The sequence below is a fragment of the Sabulicella rubraurantiaca genome (assembly GCF_017355885.1).
Lineage (GTDB): Bacteria > Pseudomonadota > Alphaproteobacteria > Acetobacterales > Acetobacteraceae > Roseococcus > Roseococcus rubraurantiacus.
Window position 1 is genome coordinate 19,398 of sequence record NZ_JAFEUU010000017.1, and the last position, 19,859, is coordinate 39,256.

At 70.4% G+C, this 19,859-nt stretch carries 23 protein-coding genes; 14 read left to right on the forward strand and 9 right to left on the reverse strand.

The features are described 5' to 3' along the window. Positions 1-69 precede the first annotated feature (69 nt). Genes def through truA form a run of 3 tightly spaced genes read left to right on the forward strand, consistent with a single transcriptional unit; the run spans position 70 to position 2,260 of the window. The gene (gene def, locus JTJ31_RS20610) at positions 70-597 is read left to right on the forward strand and encodes a peptide deformylase (RefSeq protein ID WP_207540630.1); all 528 of its coding nucleotides are present in this window, start codon (positions 70-72) and stop codon (positions 595-597) included. Beyond that, entirely contained in the window at positions 597-1,508 is a 912-nt protein-coding gene (gene fmt / locus JTJ31_RS20615) for a methionyl-tRNA formyltransferase (protein WP_207540631.1), read from the forward strand. Before def ends, fmt begins: the two co-directional genes overlap by 1 nt. Then, entirely contained in the window at positions 1,487-2,260 is a 774-nt protein-coding gene (gene truA / locus JTJ31_RS20620) for a tRNA pseudouridine(38-40) synthase TruA (RefSeq protein WP_207540632.1), read from the forward strand. The genes fmt and truA overlap by 22 nt, the downstream gene beginning before the upstream one ends. Here the strand turns inward: truA and JTJ31_RS20625 are convergent, their stop codons facing one another. The 4 genes from JTJ31_RS20625 to JTJ31_RS20640 are packed head-to-tail and all read right to left on the reverse strand — an operon-like array spanning position 2,261 to position 5,430. After that, positions 2,261-2,833, reverse strand: coding sequence for a hypothetical protein (locus JTJ31_RS20625; RefSeq protein ID WP_207540633.1), 573 nt, complete (start codon positions 2,831-2,833; stop codon positions 2,261-2,263). Then, entirely contained in the window at positions 2,830-3,966 is a 1,137-nt protein-coding gene (gene dapE / locus JTJ31_RS20630; RefSeq protein WP_207540634.1) for a succinyl-diaminopimelate desuccinylase, read from the reverse strand. The genes JTJ31_RS20625 and dapE overlap by 4 nt, the downstream gene beginning before the upstream one ends. Next, positions 3,959-4,783 carry a 2,3,4,5-tetrahydropyridine-2,6-dicarboxylate N-succinyltransferase gene (gene dapD, locus JTJ31_RS20635; RefSeq protein ID WP_207540635.1) on the reverse strand — a complete coding sequence of 275 codons (825 nt, stop codon included), beginning with the start codon at positions 4,781-4,783 and terminating at the stop codon, positions 3,959-3,961. Before dapD ends, dapE begins: the two co-directional genes overlap by 8 nt. Positions 4,784-4,842: 59 nt before the next feature. Further along, positions 4,843-5,430 (reverse strand): HNH endonuclease, encoded by a 588-nt coding sequence (locus tag JTJ31_RS20640; RefSeq protein ID WP_236020489.1) that lies wholly within the window; start codon positions 5,428-5,430, stop codon positions 4,843-4,845. Between the two features lie 163 nt (positions 5,431-5,593). Here JTJ31_RS20640 and gluQRS point away from each other — a divergent pair, with 163 nt between their 5' ends. Genes gluQRS through JTJ31_RS20660 form a run of 4 tightly spaced genes read left to right on the forward strand, consistent with a single transcriptional unit; the run spans position 5,594 to position 8,880 of the window. Continuing rightward, positions 5,594-6,412, forward strand: coding sequence for a tRNA glutamyl-Q(34) synthetase GluQRS (gene gluQRS, locus JTJ31_RS20645; RefSeq protein ID WP_207540636.1), 819 nt, complete (start codon positions 5,594-5,596; stop codon positions 6,410-6,412). Between the two features lie 16 nt (positions 6,413-6,428). Further along, positions 6,429-7,313, forward strand: a complete 885-nt coding sequence (locus JTJ31_RS20650; RefSeq protein WP_207540637.1) for a DMT family transporter — start codon at positions 6,429-6,431, stop codon at positions 7,311-7,313. Then, positions 7,310-8,491, forward strand: a complete 1,182-nt coding sequence (locus JTJ31_RS20655; protein ID WP_207540638.1) for a class I SAM-dependent rRNA methyltransferase — start codon at positions 7,310-7,312, stop codon at positions 8,489-8,491. Before JTJ31_RS20650 ends, JTJ31_RS20655 begins: the two co-directional genes overlap by 4 nt. A gap of 8 nt (positions 8,492-8,499) precedes the next feature. After that, a complete protein-coding gene (locus JTJ31_RS20660; RefSeq protein ID WP_207540639.1) occupies positions 8,500-8,880 on the forward strand; it encodes a DUF3293 domain-containing protein in 381 nt (126 codons plus the stop codon). Here the strand turns inward: JTJ31_RS20660 and JTJ31_RS20665 are convergent. The 3 genes from JTJ31_RS20665 to JTJ31_RS20675 are packed head-to-tail and all read right to left on the reverse strand — an operon-like array spanning position 8,871 to position 10,910. After that, on the reverse strand, positions 8,871-9,044 hold the full coding sequence (locus JTJ31_RS20665; RefSeq protein ID WP_207540640.1) for a hypothetical protein: 174 nt from the start codon (positions 9,042-9,044) through the stop codon (positions 8,871-8,873). The two genes, JTJ31_RS20660 and JTJ31_RS20665, sit on opposite strands and share 10 nt — an antisense overlap. A gap of 25 nt (positions 9,045-9,069) precedes the next feature. Then, positions 9,070-10,134 (reverse strand): patatin-like phospholipase family protein, encoded by a 1,065-nt coding sequence (locus JTJ31_RS20670; RefSeq protein ID WP_207540641.1) that lies wholly within the window; start codon positions 10,132-10,134, stop codon positions 9,070-9,072. Then, positions 10,134-10,910, reverse strand: a complete 777-nt coding sequence (locus JTJ31_RS20675; RefSeq protein WP_207540642.1) for a 3-hydroxybutyrate dehydrogenase — start codon at positions 10,908-10,910, stop codon at positions 10,134-10,136. The genes JTJ31_RS20670 and JTJ31_RS20675 overlap by 1 nt, the downstream gene beginning before the upstream one ends. A 156-nt stretch (positions 10,911-11,066) precedes the next feature. Here JTJ31_RS20675 and rpmH point away from each other — a divergent pair, with 156 nt between their 5' ends. The 7 genes from rpmH to JTJ31_RS20710 all read left to right on the forward strand — a co-directional run bounded on the left by rpmH (position 11,067) and on the right by JTJ31_RS20710 (position 17,974). Next, on the forward strand, positions 11,067-11,201 hold the full coding sequence (gene rpmH, locus JTJ31_RS20680) for a 50S ribosomal protein L34 (RefSeq protein WP_027285151.1): 135 nt from the start codon (positions 11,067-11,069) through the stop codon (positions 11,199-11,201). Positions 11,202-11,223: 22 nt separating this feature from the next. After that, a complete protein-coding gene (rnpA, locus tag JTJ31_RS20685) occupies positions 11,224-11,562 on the forward strand; it encodes a ribonuclease P protein component (protein WP_207540643.1) in 339 nt (112 codons plus the stop codon). Beyond that, positions 11,559-11,789, forward strand: coding sequence for a membrane protein insertion efficiency factor YidD (yidD, locus tag JTJ31_RS20690; protein WP_207540644.1), 231 nt, complete (start codon positions 11,559-11,561; stop codon positions 11,787-11,789). Before rnpA ends, yidD begins: the two co-directional genes overlap by 4 nt. 13 nt (positions 11,790-11,802) lie before the next feature. Next, entirely contained in the window at positions 11,803-13,569 is a 1,767-nt protein-coding gene (gene yidC / locus JTJ31_RS20695; protein WP_207540645.1) for a membrane protein insertase YidC, read from the forward strand. Next, entirely contained in the window at positions 13,566-14,243 is a 678-nt protein-coding gene (gene yihA, locus JTJ31_RS20700; protein WP_207540646.1) for a ribosome biogenesis GTP-binding protein YihA/YsxC, read from the forward strand. Before yidC ends, yihA begins: the two co-directional genes overlap by 4 nt. Positions 14,244-14,295: 52 nt before the next feature. Beyond that, positions 14,296-15,177, forward strand: a complete 882-nt coding sequence (argB, locus tag JTJ31_RS20705; RefSeq protein ID WP_207540647.1) for an acetylglutamate kinase — start codon at positions 14,296-14,298, stop codon at positions 15,175-15,177. A 103-nt stretch (positions 15,178-15,280) separates the two neighbouring features. Further along, a complete protein-coding gene (locus tag JTJ31_RS20710) occupies positions 15,281-17,974 on the forward strand; it encodes a hybrid sensor histidine kinase/response regulator (protein WP_207540648.1) in 2,694 nt (897 codons plus the stop codon). Between the two features lie 37 nt (positions 17,975-18,011). On the opposite strand, the gene JTJ31_RS20715 is transcribed toward JTJ31_RS20710, so the two are convergent. After that, entirely contained in the window at positions 18,012-19,097 is a 1,086-nt protein-coding gene (locus JTJ31_RS20715) for a toxic anion resistance protein (protein WP_207540649.1), read from the reverse strand. Further along, positions 19,094-19,780 carry a hypothetical protein gene (locus JTJ31_RS20720; protein WP_207540650.1) on the reverse strand — a complete coding sequence of 229 codons (687 nt, stop codon included), beginning with the start codon at positions 19,778-19,780 and terminating at the stop codon, positions 19,094-19,096. The genes JTJ31_RS20715 and JTJ31_RS20720 overlap by 4 nt, the downstream gene beginning before the upstream one ends. Between the last annotated feature and the right edge of the window lie 79 nt (positions 19,781-19,859).

A 19,859-nucleotide genomic window follows, 5' to 3' on the forward strand; every position in this document is an offset into this window, starting at 1 on the left:
GAAGGGAAACTTGGCGCGCCCCCCCTGGCGTTGCAAGGGAGGCCACGCGGCGCTACCTCCCGCCGCGCCATGAACGAGCCTCTCCTGCCTATCCTCATCGTGCCCGACGCCATGCTGCGCCGGAAGGCGCGCCCAGTCGCGGAGGGGGATGCGGACAAGGTGCGCGACCTCGCGCCGCGCATGCTCGCCTCCATGTATGCCGCGCCGGGCATCGGCCTCGCCGCGCCGCAGGTGGGCGAGCTGCTGCGCCTCGTCGTCGTGGATCTCGGCAAGGACGAGACGGAACGCGAGCCGATGGTGCTGGTGAACCCGGAGATCGTGGCCCGCAGCGCCGAGACGGCGATCCGCGAGGAAGGCTGCCTTTCCCTGCCCGGCCAGTATGCCGACGTGGAGCGCCCGGCGCGGGTGAAAATCCGGTGGCAGGAGCTGGACGGCACGAAGCGCGAGACGGAGGCGGATGGGCTGCTCGCCACCTGCCTGCAGCACGAGGTGGACCACCTGGATGGCGTGCTGTTCGTGGATCACATCTCGGCGCTGAAGCGCAACATGCTGCTGCGCAAGCTGGCCAAGGAGCAGAAGCTGAAGGCACGCGACTGATGCGCCTCGCCTTCATGGGCAGCCCTGATTTCTCCGTGCCGGCGCTGCGTGCGCTGGTGGAGGCGGGGCACGAGGTCGCGGCCGTGTATTGCCAGCCGCCGCGTCCGGCGGGACGCGGCCAGCGCGAGACCCCCTGCCCCGTCCACCGCGCCGCGCTGGAGATGGGGATCGAAGTCCGCACCCCCGCTCGCGTACGGCGCGACGCGGCGGAGCACGAGGCGTTTCGCGCCCTGAACCTCGATGCGGCGGTGGTGGCGGCCTACGGGCTGATCCTGCCCCTGCCCATGCTGGAGTCGCCGCGCCATGGCTGCCTCAACATCCACGCCTCGCTCCTGCCGCGCTGGCGCGGCGCCGCGCCCATCCAGGCGGCCATCCTGCACGGCGACGCGGAGAGCGGCGTGACGATCATGCGGATGGAGGAAGGATTGGACACCGGCCCCATGCTGCTGCGCGAAGCCGTCGCCCTGCCACCGCGCGCCGCCACGCCATGGCTGCACGATACGCTGAGCGAGATGGGCGCGCGCCTCATCCTGCGCGCGCTGGAAACACTCCCCGAGGCGGTGCAGCAGCCGGAGGAGGGCGTGACCTACGCCGCCAAACTCACCAAGGCCGATGGCGCGCTCGATTGGCGCGAACCGGCCGAGTCCCTCGACCGCCGCGTGCGCGCCATGAATCCCTGGCCGGGTGCCTTCTTCCTCCACGGCGGCGAGGTGTTCCGCGTGCTCGAGGCGGAACCCGCGCCCGGTGATGCCGCGCCGGGCACGATCCTGCCCGGCGCCGCGCTGACGGTCGCCTGCGGCACCGGCGCGCTGCGTCTGCTGCGGCTACAGCGCGCGGGCCGCTCCGCCATGTCGGCCGAGGCACTGCTGCGTGGCTTCGATTTTGGCCCATGCCTCGATACGCCCTGCTGATCGCCTATCGCGGAGAGGGATTCCACGGCTGGCAGCGCCAACCGGGCCTCATGACGGTGCAGGAGGTGCTGGAGGACGCGGCGGCCAAGTTGAATGGCGGCGTCGTGCCCACCCTCGCCGCGGCCGGGCGCACCGATAGCGGCGTCCATGCCGAGGGGCAGGTCGCGGAGGTCGAGGTCTCGGCGGAACTGCCGCCGACGCGGCTGCGCGCGGCGCTCGATTTCCACACGCGCCCCCATCCGCTTTCCGTCCGCGCCGCCGCCTTCGCGCCCGAGGGGTGGTCGCCGCGCTTCTCGGCGCGGATGCGCCACTACCGCTACCGCATCCTCAACCGCCCGGCCCGGCCGGCGCTGGAGCAAGGGCAGGTCTGGCACGTGCCGCAGCCACTGGATGCCGGGGCGATGCACCGCGCGGCGCAGCACCTGCTCGGCAAGCATGATTTCTCCGCCTTCCGCGCTGCCTCCTGCCAAGCCAAGGACGCGCTGCGGACGCTGGACCGGCTGGAGGTGACGCGCGAGGGCGAGGAGGTAGTGATCCGCGTCTCCGCCCGCTCCTTCCTCCATCATCAGGTCCGCAACCTCGTGGGCACGCTGCATCCGGTCGGGCGCGGGCAGCGGGAGGAGGAATGGCCGCGCGCCGTGCTGGATGGGCGCGACCGTCGCGCGGCGGGACAGACCGCGCCGCCCGAAGGCCTGTGCTTCATGGGCGTGGAATACGAGGAGAAGCTGGGCTGGCAGGCCGGGCCGGCCTGATCAGCCCCCGCCGGCGATGCGTGCGGAAAGCCCGCCGATGAACAGCCCGATCGCCACGTCCAGCAGCACGAACATCACCGCCGTCGCGCCGGCCACGCCCAGCGCCTCGCGTGTCACGAACCATTCGAGCCAGAGCGCATAGCCCAGGGCAACAAGGCCCAGCGCGTTGTTCAGCCAGCTTGGCGCGCCCAGCAGCATGGGCACCGCCAGCACGACGAGCAGCAGGTACTGGACGAGGTTGGACCAGTTCCAGGCCGCCAGGAAATGCGCCCATCGCCCGAGGCGCTGCGCCTGTTCCGCCATCACGCGCGAGGCCAGCGCAAAGCCCGACCAGGACAGGACGAAGCCGACAAGCTCCGCCAGCAGCCCCAGGACGAGGCCGCCGCGCGGCGCGCCCTGATGTGACCAGGCGAGGAGGCGCAGGCCCAGGAAGGCCGGCAGGCAGATCAGTGCCGCGCGGAAGGAGTGCAGCGCCGTGGCCTCGGTGGGCGGGAGGAGCAGAAGCCCCTCCGCCCGTCCGCGCGCGAAGAGCAGCGCCGCGGCGATCCCATCCGCGGTGCGCGGGATGCTCATCCCCGAAGGCACTCGTGCAGGACGCGCGCGTAGAGTCGCGACAGGGCGTGCAGCTCCTCCACCGGCACGTTCTCGTCCACCTGGTGCAGGGTCAGCCCCAGCCCGCCCAGCTCGGCGACCGGGCAGAGCCGGGCGATGAAGCGCGCATCGGAGGTGCCGCCACCCGTATCCAGCTTCGCCTCCACCCCCGCTTCCTCCCGGACCGCGCGGCGCAGCGCCTCCACGAAGGGGCCCGGGGCGGTGAGGAAGCTTTCGCCCGAAACCTCCACGCGCAAATCGTGGCGCGGGGCATGGCGGGAAAGCGCGTCGCGGATGCGCGCGGTCAGCGCCTTCGAATGGTGCCGGTCGTTGAAGCGGATGTTGAGGAAGCAGGACGCCTCCTCCGGGATCACGTTGGTGGCGGAGTTCTCCACCCGCAGCCCCGTCACCTGCAGCGTCGAGGGCTCGAAATGCTCGGACCCGTCATCCAGCGGTTCGCTGGTGAGGTCGTGCAGCACGCGGGTCAGGCGGTGGACCGGGTTGTCGGCCTTCTGCGGATAGGCGCTATGGCCCTGCTTCCCCTGGACCGTGATCCAGGCATTCATGCTGCCGCGGCGGCCGATCTTGATCGTGTCGCCCAGCGCCTCGCGGCTCGTCGGTTCGCCCACCACGCACATGTCGGGGACGTGGCCATTCGCCTCCATCCATTCCAGCACGCGCTTGGTGCCGTTCACCGACGGCCCTTCCTCATCCCCCGTGATGAGGAGGCTGATCGAGCCCAGATGGTCCGGGTTCGCCTGGAGGAAGTCCGAGAGCCCGGCGATGAAGGCGGCGATGCCGCCCTTCATGTCGCAGGCGCCGCGCCCATACAGCACCCCGTCGCGCAAGGTCGCGGCGAAGGGGTTGTCCGTCCAGCGTGACGGGTCGCCCGGCGGCACCACGTCGGTGTGGCCGCAATACAGGAAATGCGGCGAGGCGCTGCCACGCCGGGCGAAGAGGTTGTCCACCTCCTCGAAGCGCAGCCGCTTGCAGGAGAAGCCCAGCCGCTCCAGCGCCCGCTGCACCGTGTCCAGCGCCCCGTCATCGGCCGGGGTGACGGAGCGGCAGCGGATCAGCGCCTGCGCCAGCGGCAGCGGGTCCGCCGCCTCAGTCACGGAGGAGGTCGTTGATGCTGGTCTTGGCGCGGGTCTGCGCGTCCACCCGCTTCACGATCACCGCGCAATACAGCGAGGGACCAGGCGATCCGTCCGGAAGGGGCTTGCCGGGCAGAGAGCCGGGAACCACCACGGAATAGGCGGGGACGCGGCCGGTGAAGACCTCGCCGGTCGAGCGGTCGATGATCTTGGTGGTGGCGGAGATGAACACGCCCATAGAGAGGACGCAGCCGCGCTCGACGATCACGCCCTCCACCACCTCGGAGCGGGCGCCGATGAAGCAGTCATCCTCGATCACGACCGGGTTGGCCTGCAGCGGTTCCAGCACGCCGCCGATGCCGACGCCGCCCGAAAGATGCACGTTCTTGCCGATCTGCGCGCAGGAACCGACCGTGGCCCAGGTATCCACCATCGTGCCGCTATCCACATAGGCGCCGAGATTCACGAAGGACGGCATCAGGATCACGTTGGGCGCAACATAGGCCGAGCGGCGGGCGACGGCGCCGGGCACCGCGCGGAACCCGGCCTGCTTGAAGCGCGCCGCGTCCCAGCCCTGCCACTTCAGCGGCACCTTGTCGTAGCCGCCGGCCATCGGCACTGAATCCTCGATGCGGAAGGAGAGCAGCACGGCCTGCTTGAGCCACTGATTGACCTTCCAGCCGCCCTGCCCGTCCGGCTCGGCCACGCGGGCCTCGCCGCGGTCCAGACGGTCGAGCGCGGTCTCGATCGCCGCGCGATCGGCGCCCACCGTTCCGGCGGAAAGTGTGTCGCGCCGCTCCCAGAGGGATTCGATGGCCGCTTGCAGGTCCTGGCTCATGCTGTCGTGCCCCGATGAAGAAACCGTCGAGGCTTCGCAGCGGCGGACCAGGGTGTCAATCAGCCCTGCTCCAGCTCCGAATCCCAGTACAGGTAGTCGCGCCAGCTTTCGTGCAGGTGGTTGGGCGGGAAGGCGCGGCCATTCTCCTGCAATTCCCAGCTTGTCGGCTGCCGCGGCGGCTGGAGGGGCAGCATGTGGCACTCGCGCGGCATGCGGTTCCCCTTGCGGAGATTGCACGGCCCGCAGGCGGCCACGACATTGTCCCAGGAGGTGCGCCCGCCCTTGGAGCGGGGGACGACGTGATCGAAGGTGAGGTCCTGCGCCGGGAGCCCGTCGCCGCAATACTGGCACTCGAATCGGTCGCGCAGGAACACGTTGAAGCGGGTGAAGGCCGGGCGCCGCGCCGCCGGGATGTATTCGCGCAGCGCGATCACCGAGGGCAGGCGCATGGCGAAGGAGGGCGAGCGCACTTCCGTCTCGTATTCGCTGAGCACCGAGACTCGGTCCAGCACGACGGCCTTCACCGCGTCCTGCCACGCCCAGACTGAAAGCGGAAAGTAGGAAAGCGGCCGGAAATCGGCGTTGAGAACGAGGGCAGGGAAGCCGCCCGGCCCGTGGATTTGTGGGATCAGACTGCCATCGGGCAAACCGGGAGCCTCCGCGCCTGGACGGGGCGGAAGCCGGAGCCCTGATGGCTCCGGATTCGCCGGCCGCCACAAGATGTGGTGACTGCATGACACCAATACCACAACGCCGCAACCCGGTTCATGGATTGTTTCATGCGAACGTCACTTGTACGCAGGACACCCCATGGAGGACGTGACCCGCTTCGCCCCCTCGCCGACCGGACTCCTGCATCTCGGCCACGCGCATTCCGCCATCTTCGCGCGGCGCATGGGCTCGCGCTGCCTCCTGCGGTTCGAGGACATCGACGCGACTCGCTGCCGCCCGGAATGGATCGCGGCGCTGGAAGAGGATCTGGCCTGGCTGGGGCTGCGCTTCGACGGGCCGGTCTGGCGGCAATCCGCGCGAATGGCGGAATATCGCCACGCCCTGGCAGCGCTGGAGGGGCGCGGGCTGCTCTATCCCTGCTTCTGCACCCGCGCCGACATCGCCGCCGCGGGCAGCGCGCAGCACGGGCCTTCGGGTCTCGTCTATCCCGGCACCTGCCGCCTCATGCCGCGCGCGGAGGCGGAGTCGCGCATCGAAGCCGGGCAGCCCTACGCGCTGCGCCTCGACGTGGCGCGCGCCCTTGGGGAGACCGGTCCCCTCTCCTTCCATGAGCGCGGCCAGGGAAGGCTGCGCTGCGACCCGCTGGCGCATGGCGACGTGGTGCTGGCGCGCAAGGATGTCCCCGCCTCCTACCATCTCTGCGTCACGCTGGACGACTCGGCACAGGGCGTCACGCTGGTGACGCGCGGCGAGGATTTGCTGGAAGCGACGTCCATCCACCGCCTGCTCCAGGCGCTGATGGGATGGCCGGAGCCAGACTACGCCCACCACAAGCTGATCCTCGGCGCGGATGGGCGGCGCCTCGCCAAGCGGGACGGGGCGCCGAGCCTGCGTTCGCTGCGCGAGGCGGGGCACACGCCGGAGGCCGTGCGGGCCATGGCCGGCTTCCCGGATTGAACCTATCCTCCCCCGCGTGACCCAGCGCTCCACCGGCCTCATCTTCCTGCTGATCTGCGCGCTGGGCTGGGGCTCCAACTGGCCTGTCGTGAAGGTTCTGCTGGCCGAGATGCCGCCCATGGCGACGCGCGGCTGGGCCGGGCTGGCCGCCGCCGCCTGCTTCGCCCTAGGGGCGCGGGTCTTCGGCATCAGCCTCTACGTGCCGCCGGTGCAGCGGCCGCGCCTGCTGCTCTACTCCATCCTCAACGTCTGTTCCTGGATGGGCTTCGTCACCTTCGCCCTCCTGTGGCTGAAGGCGAGCGAGGGCGTGATCCTCGGCTCCACCGCGCCGGTGATCGCGGTGCTGCTCGCTTGGCTGATCCTGGGCGAGCGGCCGGGTTGGCAGCGTCTGCTGGGGCTGGCGCTGGCGGTGGGGTCCATCGCCGTGCTCTTCGCCGGACGAGGCGCTGAGTTCAGCCTCGGCAAGCTGCCGGGGCTGCTGCTGATGCTCTGCGCCACCACGCTCTTCGCCCTGGCGACGGTGCTGGCGAAAAGGCGGCCGCTCAGCCTGCATCCGGTCGCGGTGACGACGTGGCAGCTGGCACTCGGGATGACGCCGCTGCTGCTCTACTCGATCTTCTTCGAGGAGGTGGCGTGGTCCGCGCTGGACACGCGCGCCTGGGTGTTCCTGGGCTGGATGGGAGCGGTGCCGCTCGGCCTCGCCTATCTCGGCTGGTTCGGGGCGCTTCAGCGGCTGCCTGCCACCACCTGCACAATGGGCACGCTGCTGGTCCCGGTGGTGGGCGTGCTGGGCGGCGCGCTGGTGCTGGACGAGCCGCTGGGCTGGCGGGAAGCCGTGGCGCTGCTTGGCACGATCGGCGGGGTGGCGCTGGCGCTGCGCGCGGGCGAGAAGCGCCCATGACCGCCCTGCCCCTGCTTCGCCTCATGCCCGGCCGCGATCGCCGGGTGAAGTTCGGCCATCCCTGGATCTTCTCCAACGAGATCCGCATGACGCCGGAGGCTCGCGCCCTGCCGCCCGGCACCCCGGTCCGCATTGAGGGCGACGATGGGGTCGGGCACGGCATCTGGCACTTCAACCCGCACAGCCTGATTGCCGCGCGCATCCTCGACCGCCGCCGCGACGCGGCGCCAGATGCCGCTTGGTTCCGCGACCGTTTCGCCGCGGCGCTGGCCCTGCGCGAGAAGCTGGGGGTGCCGCGCTTCTGCCGCCTCGCCCATGCCGAGGCGGACGGGCTGCCCGGCCTCGTGGTGGACCGTTTCGACGACGTGCTGGCGGTGCAGGCGAACACCGCCGGCATGGATGCCGCCCTGCCCCTGATCGTCGAGGCGCTGCGCGACCTGCTGGCGCCGCGCGCCATCCTCCTGCGCAACGACAGCGTGGTGCGGCGCCTGGAAGGGCTGGCGGAGGAAACCCGCCTCGCCCATGGCGAGGAGGCGGTGGCGCTTGTGGAGGAAGGCGGGCTGCGCTTCGAGGTGGATCTGCTTTCGGGACAGAAGACTGGCTGGTTCTTCGACCAGCGCGAGAACCGGGCGCGGGTCGCGGCGCTGGCGCCGGGCGCCACGGTGGTGGATGCCTTCTGCCACACTGGCGGCTTCGGCCTGCTGGCGGCGAAGGGCGGCGCGGTATCGGTCACCCTGCTGGACCGGTCGCAGCCCGCGCTGGACCTCGCCCTGGCCAGCGCCGCCTCCAACGGCCTGGAGGGCGTATCCGCCCTGCGCGGCGACGCCATGGACGTGATGGAGCGCCTGATCGGCGAGGGCCGGCGCTTTGGCGTCGTGGTGGCGGACCCACCTGCCTTCGCCAAGAGCCGCAAGGACATTCCGGCGGCGCTGCGCGCCTATAGCCGCCTCGCCCGGCTTTCCGCCTCCCTGGTGGAACCGGGAGGGTTCCTGTTCATCGCCTCCTGCTCCCACCATGCCGAGCCGGGCGCCTTTTTCGAGGCAGTGGGAACGGGCATGTTCCGGGCGCGCCGCACTGGACGCATCCTCTGGACTGGCGGGGCCGGAGCCGACCATCCGGTGCATCCCATGCTGCCGGAAAGCGCCTATCTGAAGGCGCAGCTTTTCCAGCTCGATTAGGGGAACCCATGCCTTCGGCCATGGATCGCGGCTACCGCATCAGCCGCTACGCCGCGGGGCCCGTCGCCGCGCGGATCGGTGAACCCTCGCCCAGCGCCGATGCCTGGATGGCGGAGCACCGCGCCGCCTCGCTCATCCTCATCACCGCCTGGAACCCGATGAGTCGCCCCATGCCGCGGCGCTGGAACGAGGAGGCGCATCGCCGCCTCCTGCGTGCCCTGAAGGGCCGCCCGGTGGCGGAGGGCTGGTCGGGCAACGGTCCCTGGCAGGAATGGACGATCGCGACCCCCGGCGGGGTGCGGCTGGGCCGGCGCCTCTGCCGGATCTTCCGCCAGCGCGCCTTCGTGCTGCTGCGCCGGAACCGGAGGACCCTGCTGGTCTATTCGTGATCCGCGCGGTCGAAATGCGCGGCGACGATCCGGTAGGCCCAGATCACCGCCAGCAACACCACCAGCAGCCCGACCTGTTCCGCCGTCACCTCGAAATGCGCCCGCGCGGCGAGGAACAACCCTCCCAGGGCCAGGAGAAGCGCCATGACGAGCCGGAGGATCAAGGCGGTTTCCATGGCTATCCCTTAGCTAGAGGTAGCGCTGGATGTCGAGCGTGCTTTCCTTGCCGATGCGGCTGCCCCGCTCGCGCAGGAACTCGTCCGCCGCCTCGCGCCCATAGTCGCGCAGGGTCTGGAGGAAGTCCCAATCGCCGTTGAACTTGGTGGACAGCTTGAAGGCGCGCATCCGCGCCTCGTCCTCGATGATGTGAAGGAAGAGGCGGCGGTAGCGCGGCTGCTCCAGCCGGCCCGCATCCAGCATGCGCTGCACGAAGTCGATGGCGCGCATTTCCGACATCAGCGAGGCGTTGAAGCTGATCTCGTTCAGCCGGTTCAGGATGTCGGAGGTCGAGGTCGGCAGTTCGGGCCGCAGCAGCGGGTTCAGCTGGACCAGCACAATGTCCGAGGCCAGCCGGTCGTGATAGAGCGGCCAGAGCGCCGGGTTGCCCAGGTAGCCGCCATCCCAATAGGCCTCGCCGTCGATCTCCACAGCGCGGAAGATATTGGGCAGGCAGGCGGAGGCGAGCAGCGCGTCCACCGTGATCTCCGGCCGCGTGAACACCTTGGGCTTGCCGGTGCGGACGTTGGTGGCCGAGATGAACAGCCGGATGGCGCTCTTGTCGGCCCGCAGCCGCGCGAGGTCCAGGCTTTCCTCCAGCGCCTTCCGGAGCGGGTTGAACTCCATGGTGAAGGGGTTGAACTGATAGGGCGAAAGAAGCCGCGTCACCGTGTCGAAGGCGTTCCAGGCGACGCTGTAGGTGAGGTCCCAGCCCCAGAGCGCCTTCTCGACCGGCGTCGAGCGCAGCGGCGAGACGGCGAACTTGCTGCCCAGGGCACGCCAGAAGCGCTCCAGCGCCGCCTTGGCGCCCGCCCGCCCGCCTTCCAGCATGCCGAGGGCGAAGATCGCGCCGTTGATGGCCCCGGCGGAGGTGCCCGACAGGCCGTCGAACTCCAGATCTTCCTCCTCCAGGAGGCGGTCCAGCGCGCCCCAGGTGAAGGCCCCGTGCGTGCCGCCCCCCTGCAACGCCAGGTTGATGCGGCGGCGCACCGGCCGCGCGGTGGCGGGGGCGGAAAGACTCTGGGGAATGCTGTCCATCAGGCCGCCAGCCAGCCCCCATCGATGGACAGGGCCGCGCCATTCACTCCGCCGGAATCAGGCCCGACGAGCCAGAGCGCCATCCGCGCGACCTCATCCACTTCGATCCAGCGCTTGGAAGGCTGCTTGGCGAGGAGGTGGTCCTTCAGGGCTTCCTCCTCGGAAATGCCGTGCTGCTCGGCCAGCGGCTTCACCTGCGCCTCGGCCAGCGGGGTGCGAACGAAGCCGGGGCAGATGGCGTTGCAGGTGATGTTCTCCTGCGCGATCTCCAGCGCCACCGACTTGGTCAGCCCGACCACGCCGTGCTTCGCGGCGACATAGGCCGTCTTGTAGGGCGAGGCGACGAGGCCGTGTGCCGAGGCGACGTTGATGATCCGCCCGTGGCCACGCTTCTTCATCCCCGGCAGCGCCGCGGCGATGGCGTGGAAGTTGGACGACAGGTTGATGGCGATGATCGCGTCCCACTTCTCGGGCGGGAAATCCTCGACCGGCGAGACGAACTGGATGCCCGCGTTGTTCACGAGGATGTCCAGCCGCCCGAACTGCGCCTCCGCCTCGGCCACCATGGCGCGGACCTCGGCGGGCTTGCTCATGTCGGCGGGGCTGTAGGGCGCGTCGCCCACCGCGGCGCGGGCGGCGGCGATCTCCTCCGGCTTGCCGAACCCGTTGAGCATGACGCGGGCGCCCGCCCGGTGCAGGAAGGTCGCGATCGCGAGCCCGATGCCGCTGGTGGAGCCGGTGACGATGGCCGCCTGGCCTTCGAGGGTACGTTCCATGTGGCGCGCCATCCTGATGCTGTTTCGCCAGCCGAATAGGCGCTTTGCCGCACCGCCGCAACTTGACGGCGTGTCCGCATGATCCCTATACCGCCCCTCCGACCGGGGCGCGGTGACGCAGCCCCGTGATTTCTTTTGTTTCCAGGAGTTCCCGCCGTGAAGCGCACCTATCAGCCCTCCAAGCTCGTCCGCAAGCGCCGGCACGGCTTCCGCGCCCGCATGGCGACGGTGGGCGGCCGCAAGGTGCTGGCCAATCGCCGCGCCAAGGGCCGCGCCAAGCTCAGCGCCTAAGGCGCACCCGCGGGCTTCGGCCATGCTGTCACGGCTGAAGCGCCGCGCGGAGTTCCTGCGCGCCGCGCGCGAGGGCCGCAAGGCCGCCGGACGCAACCTGGTCCTCCAGGCCCTGCCCCGCCCCGATTCCCCCGCCGATACGCGGCTGGGCTTCACCGCGACCAAGAAGATCGGCAACGCCGTCACCCGCAACCGCGCCAAGCGCCGGATGCGGGCGGCGGCGCGTCTCGTTCTGGAAGCCGCTCCCGCGCCGGGGCACGACATCGTGCTGATCGCCCGCGACGGTACCGCCACCTGCCCCTTCCCCGCCTTGCTGGAAGAGGTTTCGGCCGCGCTGCGCCGCGCCGGGGCCCGGCCGTGAACCCGGGCGCCCTGGCGCTGAAGGGTGCCGTCATCGCCTATCAATGGACGGTTCGGCCGGTCATCGGCTGCAACTGCCGCTTCCTGCCTTCCTGCTCGGACTATGCGCTGGAAGCGATCGCCAAGCATGGCGCGCTACGCGGATCCGTCCTATCCACCCGGCGCATCCTGCGCTGCAACCCTTGGCATCCCGGCGGGCTGGACCCCGTCCCGCCGGCGAGAGACTGACCGGACCTTCCGAATGGACCAGAAGCGCCTCCTGGCGGCGATCGCCCTATCCGTCGGCATCCTGCTGATCTTTGACGTGTGGAACCGGACCATGAATCCGGCCCCGGTGGCCCCGCCGCCGGTGGCGCACGAGCAGACCAGCGGCTCGCCGGTGCCGGCGCCGGTCGCCCCGGCCGCGCCGGGGGCCGAGGTCACCGCCGCGCCCGCCGCACCGGCCACTGCGCCGGCGCAAAGCGTCGCCGTGTCCAATGGCCGTGTCGAAGGCCGGATCTCCGCGCGCGGCCTCCAGCTCGACCAGCTGGTGCTGCGCGACTACCGCGAGCACACCCGCCCCAACTCGCCGCTGGTGCGCCTGCTGGCGCCGCGCGGCCTGCCGGAAGGGTATTTCGCCCAGTGGGGCTGGACGGCGGCGGATGGCCGCACGCCCGTGCCGGGCAACGACACGGATTGGACGGTTACGGGCGGCCCGCTCTCCGCTGCGACGCCCGTGACCTTCACCTGGGACAATGGGGTGGGCCAGGTCTTCGAGGCGGTGGTGAGCCTCGACGACAACTACATGTTCCAGGTGCGCCAGCGCGTCATCAACCGCGGCGATCAGGCCGTGACGCTGCTGCCCTGGGCGCGCATCCGCCGCGAGCGCACGCCGCAGACCGCCGGCTTCTACATCCTGCACGAAGGCTTCATCGCCGTGCAGGATGGCCGCCTGAACGAAGTCACCTATGCCGACGGCAAGAGCACCGCGGCCAATGCACGCGGCACCGCCTTTGAGGGCGAGTCCGCGGCCGGCTGGGCCGGCCTTTCCGACAAGTACTGGCTGACGGCACTGACCCGCATCGAGGACGGCCAGCGCCTGCGCTCCGCCTTCCGTCACGTTCCCGAGGGGAACGTGGATCGCTGGCAGGTGGACGTGGCGCCGCCCGCGCCCGCGACGGTCCCGGCCGGTGCCGACTCCGCCTTTGCGACCCGCCTCTTCGCCGGCGCGAAGGAGGTGCACCTCCTCGACCGCTACCGCGACCGGCTGAACATCCAGGATTTCGACAAGGCGATCGACTTCGGCTGGTTCTACTTCATCACCAAGCCGTTCTTCTACGCGCTGGACTGGCTGTTCCACCTGTTCGGCAATTTCGGCGTGGCCATCCTGGTCTTCACCTTCCTGCTCAAGCTCGCCTTCTTCCCGCTGGCCAACAAGGCCTACAAGAGTATGAGCAAGATGCGCATCCTGGCGCCGAAGATGACGGAGATCCGCGAGCGCTACAAAGAGGATCCGGCCAAGATGCAGGCCGAGATGATGGCGCTCTACAAGACGGAGAAGATCAATCCGGCCTCGGGCTGCCTGCCCATCCTGATCCAGATCCCGGTCTTCTTCGCGCTCTACAAGGTGCTCTTCGTCACGATCGAGATGCGCCACGCGCCCTTCTTCGGCTGGATCCACGACCTTTCGGCGCCCGACCCGACCAATCTGTTCAACCTGTTCGGGCTGATCCCCTTCGACCCGCCGGCCTTCTTCCACCTGCCGGCCTGGGCGCTGATCATGGGCGTGACCATGTGGCTGCAGCAGAAGCTGAACCCGCAGCCGCCCGACCCGGTGCAGGCGAAGATCTTCCAGTGGATGCCGGTGATCTTCACCTTCATGCTGGCTTCCTTCCCAGCCGGCCTAATCATATACTGGGCGTGGAACAACCTGCTTTCCATCGCGCAGCAGGGCTACATCATGCGCCTCGACCAGAAGCGGCAGCAGGCCGCGCTGACGCCGGCGCAGGGTGGGGCAGCGCAGAAATGACGCTCCCCGCCGGGGGGCTGATCGAGGCGCGCGACGAGGGGGAGCGCGCGGCGCTGATTGAGGCCGGGCGCCTCCTCTTCGCCCGGCCGTGGGACTTCTTCACCGCGACCCAGACGCTAGAGCACCTGCCCCCGCCCGAAGGCATCGAGGTGGCGCTGGCCGGGCGCTCCAATGTCGGCAAGTCCTCGCTCACCAACGCGCTGTCCGGGCAGAAGGCCCTGGCGCGAGTTTCGGTGACGCCGGGTCGTACCAAGCAACTCAACTTCTTCCGCGCCGAGGGCCAGCCCCTCGTCCTCGTGGACATGCCGGGATACGGCTACGCCAAGGCCTCCAAGCTGGTGAAGGAGGACTGGCAGGGGCTGATGTTCGACTACCTGCGCGGTCGCCCAAACCTGCGCCGAGTCCTGCTGCTGATGGATGCACGGATCGAGACGAAATCCTCCGACCGCGCAGTGATGACGCTGCTCGACAAGGCGGCGGTGCCGTTCCAGCTTGTGCTCACCAAGACGGATGGGGTGAAGCCCGCTGGCCTCGCGAAGCGGCTGGCGGAGGTGCAGGCCCTGGCGCGCAAGCATCCGGCCGGGCACCCGCTCGTCCTCGTCACCTCGGCGGAGACGGGCGCAGGAATCGACGAGCTGCGCGCAGAACTCGCGGCGCTCGGCGCCCAGGGTTGACGCCGGGCGAGGCTGCCCGGAAACAAGCGGCGACCAAACGGGGAACCGCCTGATGAATGACGCCGAGGCCACCATGGAATCCATGATCGGCGCCCTTCCCTACCTGAAGCGCTATGACGACCAGATCGTCGTGGTGAAGTATGGCGGACACGCCATGGGCGAGGAGGAAACCGCCCTGCGCTTCGGCCGCGACATCGCGCTGCTGGAGCAGGTGGGCGTGAACCCGGTCGTCGTGCATGGCGGCGGGCCGCAGATCAACGCCATGCTCGGGCGGCTGGGCGTGAAGTCCACCTTCATCCAGGGGCTGCGCGTCACCGATCAGCAGATGGTCGAGGTGGTCGAGATGGTCCTCGCCGGAACCGTCAACAAGCAGGTGGCGGAGAGCATCACCCGCGCGGGCGCGCTGGCAGTCGGCATATCCGGCAAGGATGGCGGGCTGATCCGCGCCCGCAAGGCGACACGCACGGTGCGCGACCCCGGCTCCAACACGGAGCAGGAGCTTGACCTCGGCCTGGTAGGCGAGCCCGAGCACGTGGATACGCGCGTGCTGAAGCTGCTGATCGGCGCTGACATCATCCCGGTCATCGCCCCGGTTGGCGTGGGTGCGGATGGGCAGACCTACAACATCAATGCCGACACCGTGTCCGGCGCCATCGCGGGCGCGCTGGAGGCGGAGCGCATGCTGATGCTGACCGACGTGCCCGGCGTGATGGACGCGAACAAGCAGTTCATCCCCGAGATGACGGTGGCCGAAGCGCGCCAGGGCATCGCGGATGGGTGGATCGCGGGCGGCATGATTCCGAAGGTGGAAACCTGCATCTACGCGGTGGAGCGGGGCGTGAAGGGGGCCGTCATCCTGGATGGGCGCGTGCCGCACGCGGTGCTGCGCGAATTGTTCACCGTCGGCGGTGCAGGAACGCTCATCAAGCCTTAGGCGCAGCGGCCAACCGCTTACGGAGTTTCCCGGAACAAGAGATAACTTCCGGCGGAATGCAACTCAGGGTAGTGATCGGATGCAAGCAACTCCAAGGCCCGCCTTGCGTCCTGATCCGAAACCGCCCTCCCGCCGTCCAGCCCTGCTGGCCCTGCTCGCGACCGGTGTCCTGCTCGCGATCATGGCCTTCGCGACGCAGCGCCTGCTGGAGCGCGGCGATGACTTGGCCGAGGCCTCTGCCCAGGCGCTGCTGGAGCGCGCGGGAGACTTCGCGGCTACCACGGTCGCGCGCGAACTGGCCGCGGCGCAAAGCCGCGTGGACGCCGTAGCCTCGCTGATCGCCGAAGGCGTCGTCGCTCCTTCCGACAAGCTGCGTATGGTCCGGCTGCTGCAAGCCGAGACGCTGGGCTACTCCTTCTCCATCCACCAGGATGGGCAGCCTCTCGATGGCTCGACGCCGCTGCCCGCGGACGCCCCCGTCCACGTGCATCACGATATCCCCGGCATGTCCCTGTTCGGCCCGACCCGGCGACCCGATGGCGGATGGAGCCTCTTCCTCATCCGCGAATTCCCGGTGCCCGGCGAAGCGCCGCTGCTGCTGGTGGCCGAGATCCCGAATCTTCGCCTCGCCACGGCGCTGCGGCCCATCCAGCATCCGGACCCGCTGCGCTTCCATGTAGAGGATGCGTCCGGCACCGTCCTCGCCGCCGCCGCGGGACAGGAGCACCTGATCGGCACGACTATTTCGCCTCGCCCCGCCTGGCTGGAGAGCGGCCCGCTGGTGCGCAGGACGGGCGCCGACGGAAGCAGCGAACTCCACCACTCCACACAGCGCGCGCTTCCCTTTGGCGCGATCGCACTCACAGCCATCCTGCCGGAGCACGTGGCGTTGGGGGAATGGCACGCGCTGCGCTCGCGCATCATCGTGCGGGTCTTCGCCTTCGGCATGATGACCGCGGCGCTCGGTCTGCTGGTCGCTTCCGTCTTCGCGCTTCGCCTGCGCGCGCAGGAAGCGGCAATCGAGGCCCGTCGGAAGATGCAGGGCGCCATCGCGGCCCTGCAGGATGGCTTCGCGCTCTGGGACCCGGAGGACCGGCTGGTCCTCTGGAATCCGCGCCTCGAGGAGCTCTACGCCGAGCTCCGGCCCGGCTTCCGCCCGGGCGCCAGCTACACCGAGCTGCTGCGCGACATCGCCCGTCGCTATCCGGCCTATCGCACGACCGGCGACCTCGAAGAGCGGATGCTGGAGCATCGCCGTACCGGCGAGCCGTTTGACCGCAAGACGCCTTCCGGACGCTGGCTGCGCGTGGCGCAGAGTCGGCTGCCCGATGGCAGCCTCGTCGGCATCCACACGGACGTCACCGCGCAGAAGCGGATCATGGAGGAGCTGGCCGAGGCGCGGGACGACGCGTCGCGTGCCATGCAGGCCAAGTCCCGTATCCTGACGCATGTGAGCCACGAGCTGCGGACGCCCCTCAGCAGCCTGCTGCGCCTCACCGCGCATCTGCGGCGCGCCGCGGCGCTTCCCGGCGAGGCACGACGGCAGGTGGAGATGGTGGATGCGGCCGGACGCCACCTCCTGTCCCTTGCGAACGAAGTGCTGGACCTCGCGGCGATGGAGGCGGGCCGGCTTTCCTTGAACGAGGAAGCAGTGCCCGCTGCCGAACCCTTCGAAGCGGCCGCGAGCATCATCCGTCCGGTCGCGGCGGCGCGGCGCGTCGAGGTGCGGCTGCGCCTGTCGGGCCTTCCCGCCGGCATGCGCGCCGACGCGACGCGGCTGCGCCAGATCCTGCTGAACCTACTCGGCAATGCGGTGAAGTTCACGCCCGAGGGCAGCGAGGTGCTGCTGGAGGTGCGGCGCGAGGGCGGACGCCTCGTCGCCGACGTGTCGGACCAGGGTCCTGGCGTGCCGGAGGCGGAGCGCGCGGCGCTCTTCGCGGATTTTGGCAAGCTTTCCCCCGCCGACGTAGAGGGGACCGGGCTCGGCCTCTCCATCTCCGCCCGGCTCGCCGCGCTGATGGGCGGCAGCATCGCCTGCCTGGACGGGCCGGACGGGCGCGGCGCGACCTTCCGGCTGGATCTGCCTCTGGTGGAGGCGGCGCTTCCCGCCCTGGTGGCGGAACCACGTCTGCGCAAGCTGCGAATCCTCGCGGTGGATGATTCCCCCGCCAACCTCGCGGTGCTGCGCGCCCTGCTCGCCACCACCGGCTTCGGGCTGACCTGCGTGACGGGCGGCGAGGCCGCGCTGGAAGCGGTGGAGGCAGCGGCGGCGCGCGGCGAGGCCTTCGACGCCGTGCTGATGGACGTGATGATGCCTGGCATGGATGGCATGGAGGCGACGCGCCGCCTGCGCGCCCTGCCCGGCCCGGTCGGCGCCACCCCCGTCATCGCAGTGACGGCGAGCGCCTTTCCGGAGGACATCGCCGCCGCGCGCTCGGCCGGCATGGAACGCCACATCGCCAAGCCGGTGGAGCGGCAGCGTCTCCTCGCCCTTCTCGCCGAGTTGGCGGGGACGGAGCCGGAGCGGAACACCGGCCTCGGAACGCTGCGCCCGGCGCTCGAGGCGGAGCTGCGCAGCCATGCCGACGCCGTGCTCGCCGCCCAGCCGGGCGATCCGCGCCTTCCGGAGCGGCTGCACGCCCTGGCAGGCGCGGCGGCGTACCTGGAAATGGAGCGCGTCGCCGGCCCGGCGCGGCGCACGCGACGCGCCCTGGTGGATGGCGCGCCCGAGACCGCCTCGGAACTCGCCGCACTGCGCGAGGCGCTTCGCATTGAGGGGCTGGCCCTCTCCGCCTGACGCGCCCCGGACGTGCGCCAGCGCCGCGCGTCGCGGCTCAGCGCGCCACGGCCGGACCCTTGGCTGCGGTGAGCGCGCGGCGGATCGCCTGCTCGCAGGCGGCCAGCTCCTTCTCCGCATTACGGCGCATCGTGCGCGCCTCATCCGCGATGCGCAGGCTGTCCTCGATCGTGCCGATCAGCGCGGCATTGGCCTGCTTCACCGCCTCCAGGTCGAAGGTGCCGCGCTCCAGCTCCACCCGCGCCTCGGCATTGCCGGTGCGCAGTGTCTCCGCATTGGCGGTAAGCAGCTTGTTGGTGAGGTCGGTGGCCTGCTTCACCGCGCGCCCCGCCTCGCGCATCCGGTGGATGGCGAGGGCCTGTGCCAGTTGCTGGCGCCAGAGCGGCACGGTGTTGGCCAGGACGGACTGGATCTTGGAGGCGAGTGCCTTGTCGTTCTCCTGGATCAGCCGGATGGACGGCAGCGCCTGCATCGCCACCTGCCGCGTCAGCCGCAGGTCATGGACGCGCCGCTCCAGCTCGTCGCGGGCGGAGCGGGCATCGCGCAGGCGCTGCGGCGCGATGGGGTCGTCCCCCTTCTCCGTCGCAGCGACGAGGCCAGGGATCACCTCCGTATCCGTGCGGTGCAGCACCTGCTCGCCGGCCGCGATGTGGTCCGCCAGGGCGTGGAACCAGTCGAGCGTGGCCGTGTAGAGCCGCTCCAGCCGCTCCACATCCTCCAGGAGGCGCGTGCGGTGATCGTCCAGCCGGTCGCCGATCGTCTCGACCTGGCCGCGCACTCCTTCGTATCGCTGGAGGATCGCGGTGGCGTCGGCGCCGGCCTTGGTGAAGATGCGCTGGAGGAAGGTCGGCTTCTTGCCCACCAGCGTCGTGACGTCGAAGCCGCGCAGCGCCGAGAGCATCTCGGACAGGGATTGCCCGGCTGGGCCGGTATCCTGGTTCTTCGCGCCTTCCAGCATGGCGTCCGCCGCCGCCTGGGCGCGCGACTGCGCCGCTGCGCCGAAGCGCAGGATGGAGCCGCTGTCGTTGATGTCGATGGCGGCGGCCAGCTTCGCCACCTCCGCCTCACGCGCAGGGGTGGGCGGAATGGGCGATGGCATGGGGGTGGAGGTGGTTTCGCTCATGGTCCTTCCTGTCGCAGCCTTTCCGCCAGAACCTTCACCTGGATATCCAGCGCCTCGCTCTCGGCGCTGTTGAGTTCGGCGCGCAGGCGCCGGGCCGAGGCGGCGATCTCGCCGAGCAGGGCGGGCAGCGTTTCGGGTGGCGTGGCGCCCGCTTCCAGCCGGTCCACAATGCGCGACAGCCCGTCCAGCTGCAGGTTGAGGTGGCGGCGCGCATCGGGCAGGCGCGCGGGCCGCAGGGCGAGCTCGTCCAACACGTCGCGCAGTGCGGAAACGGCACCTTCCATCTCGGCTGCATGCGGCAGAGCGGGCGCGGCGTCGGCGATGCGCTGAAGCTGGACGCGCTGCGGCGCCAGCGGGTCCACTTCGGGAGCGGGCGGGGGCGCCGGGGGCACAACAGGCGCCTCCTCCGGCAAATCCTCCGTCAGGAGGCGCGTGCCCGCCCAGGCCCCGAAGCCGAGCGCGACCGAGATCAGCGGGCCCATTCCCGCGGCCAGCCCGGCGGTGAGCCCCGCCGCGACGCCGACCAGCGCGGCGCCGCGCCGGTTGGCACCCGCGCTGCGCGTCGCGAGAAGCGCCGCCGCTTTCCAGGCAAGGTACAACGCAAGCACCCCACCCACGAGGCGCAGTGGGCGACCGCGGATGATCTCCGTCACCACGTCGATCGCCAGCGGCCAGAGGAACATGGGCAGCAGCCACACGCGCCAGCCGAAGCGTGCCACCGGCCGACTGGATATGTCAGGCCAGCGCCTGCGCGACTTCTCC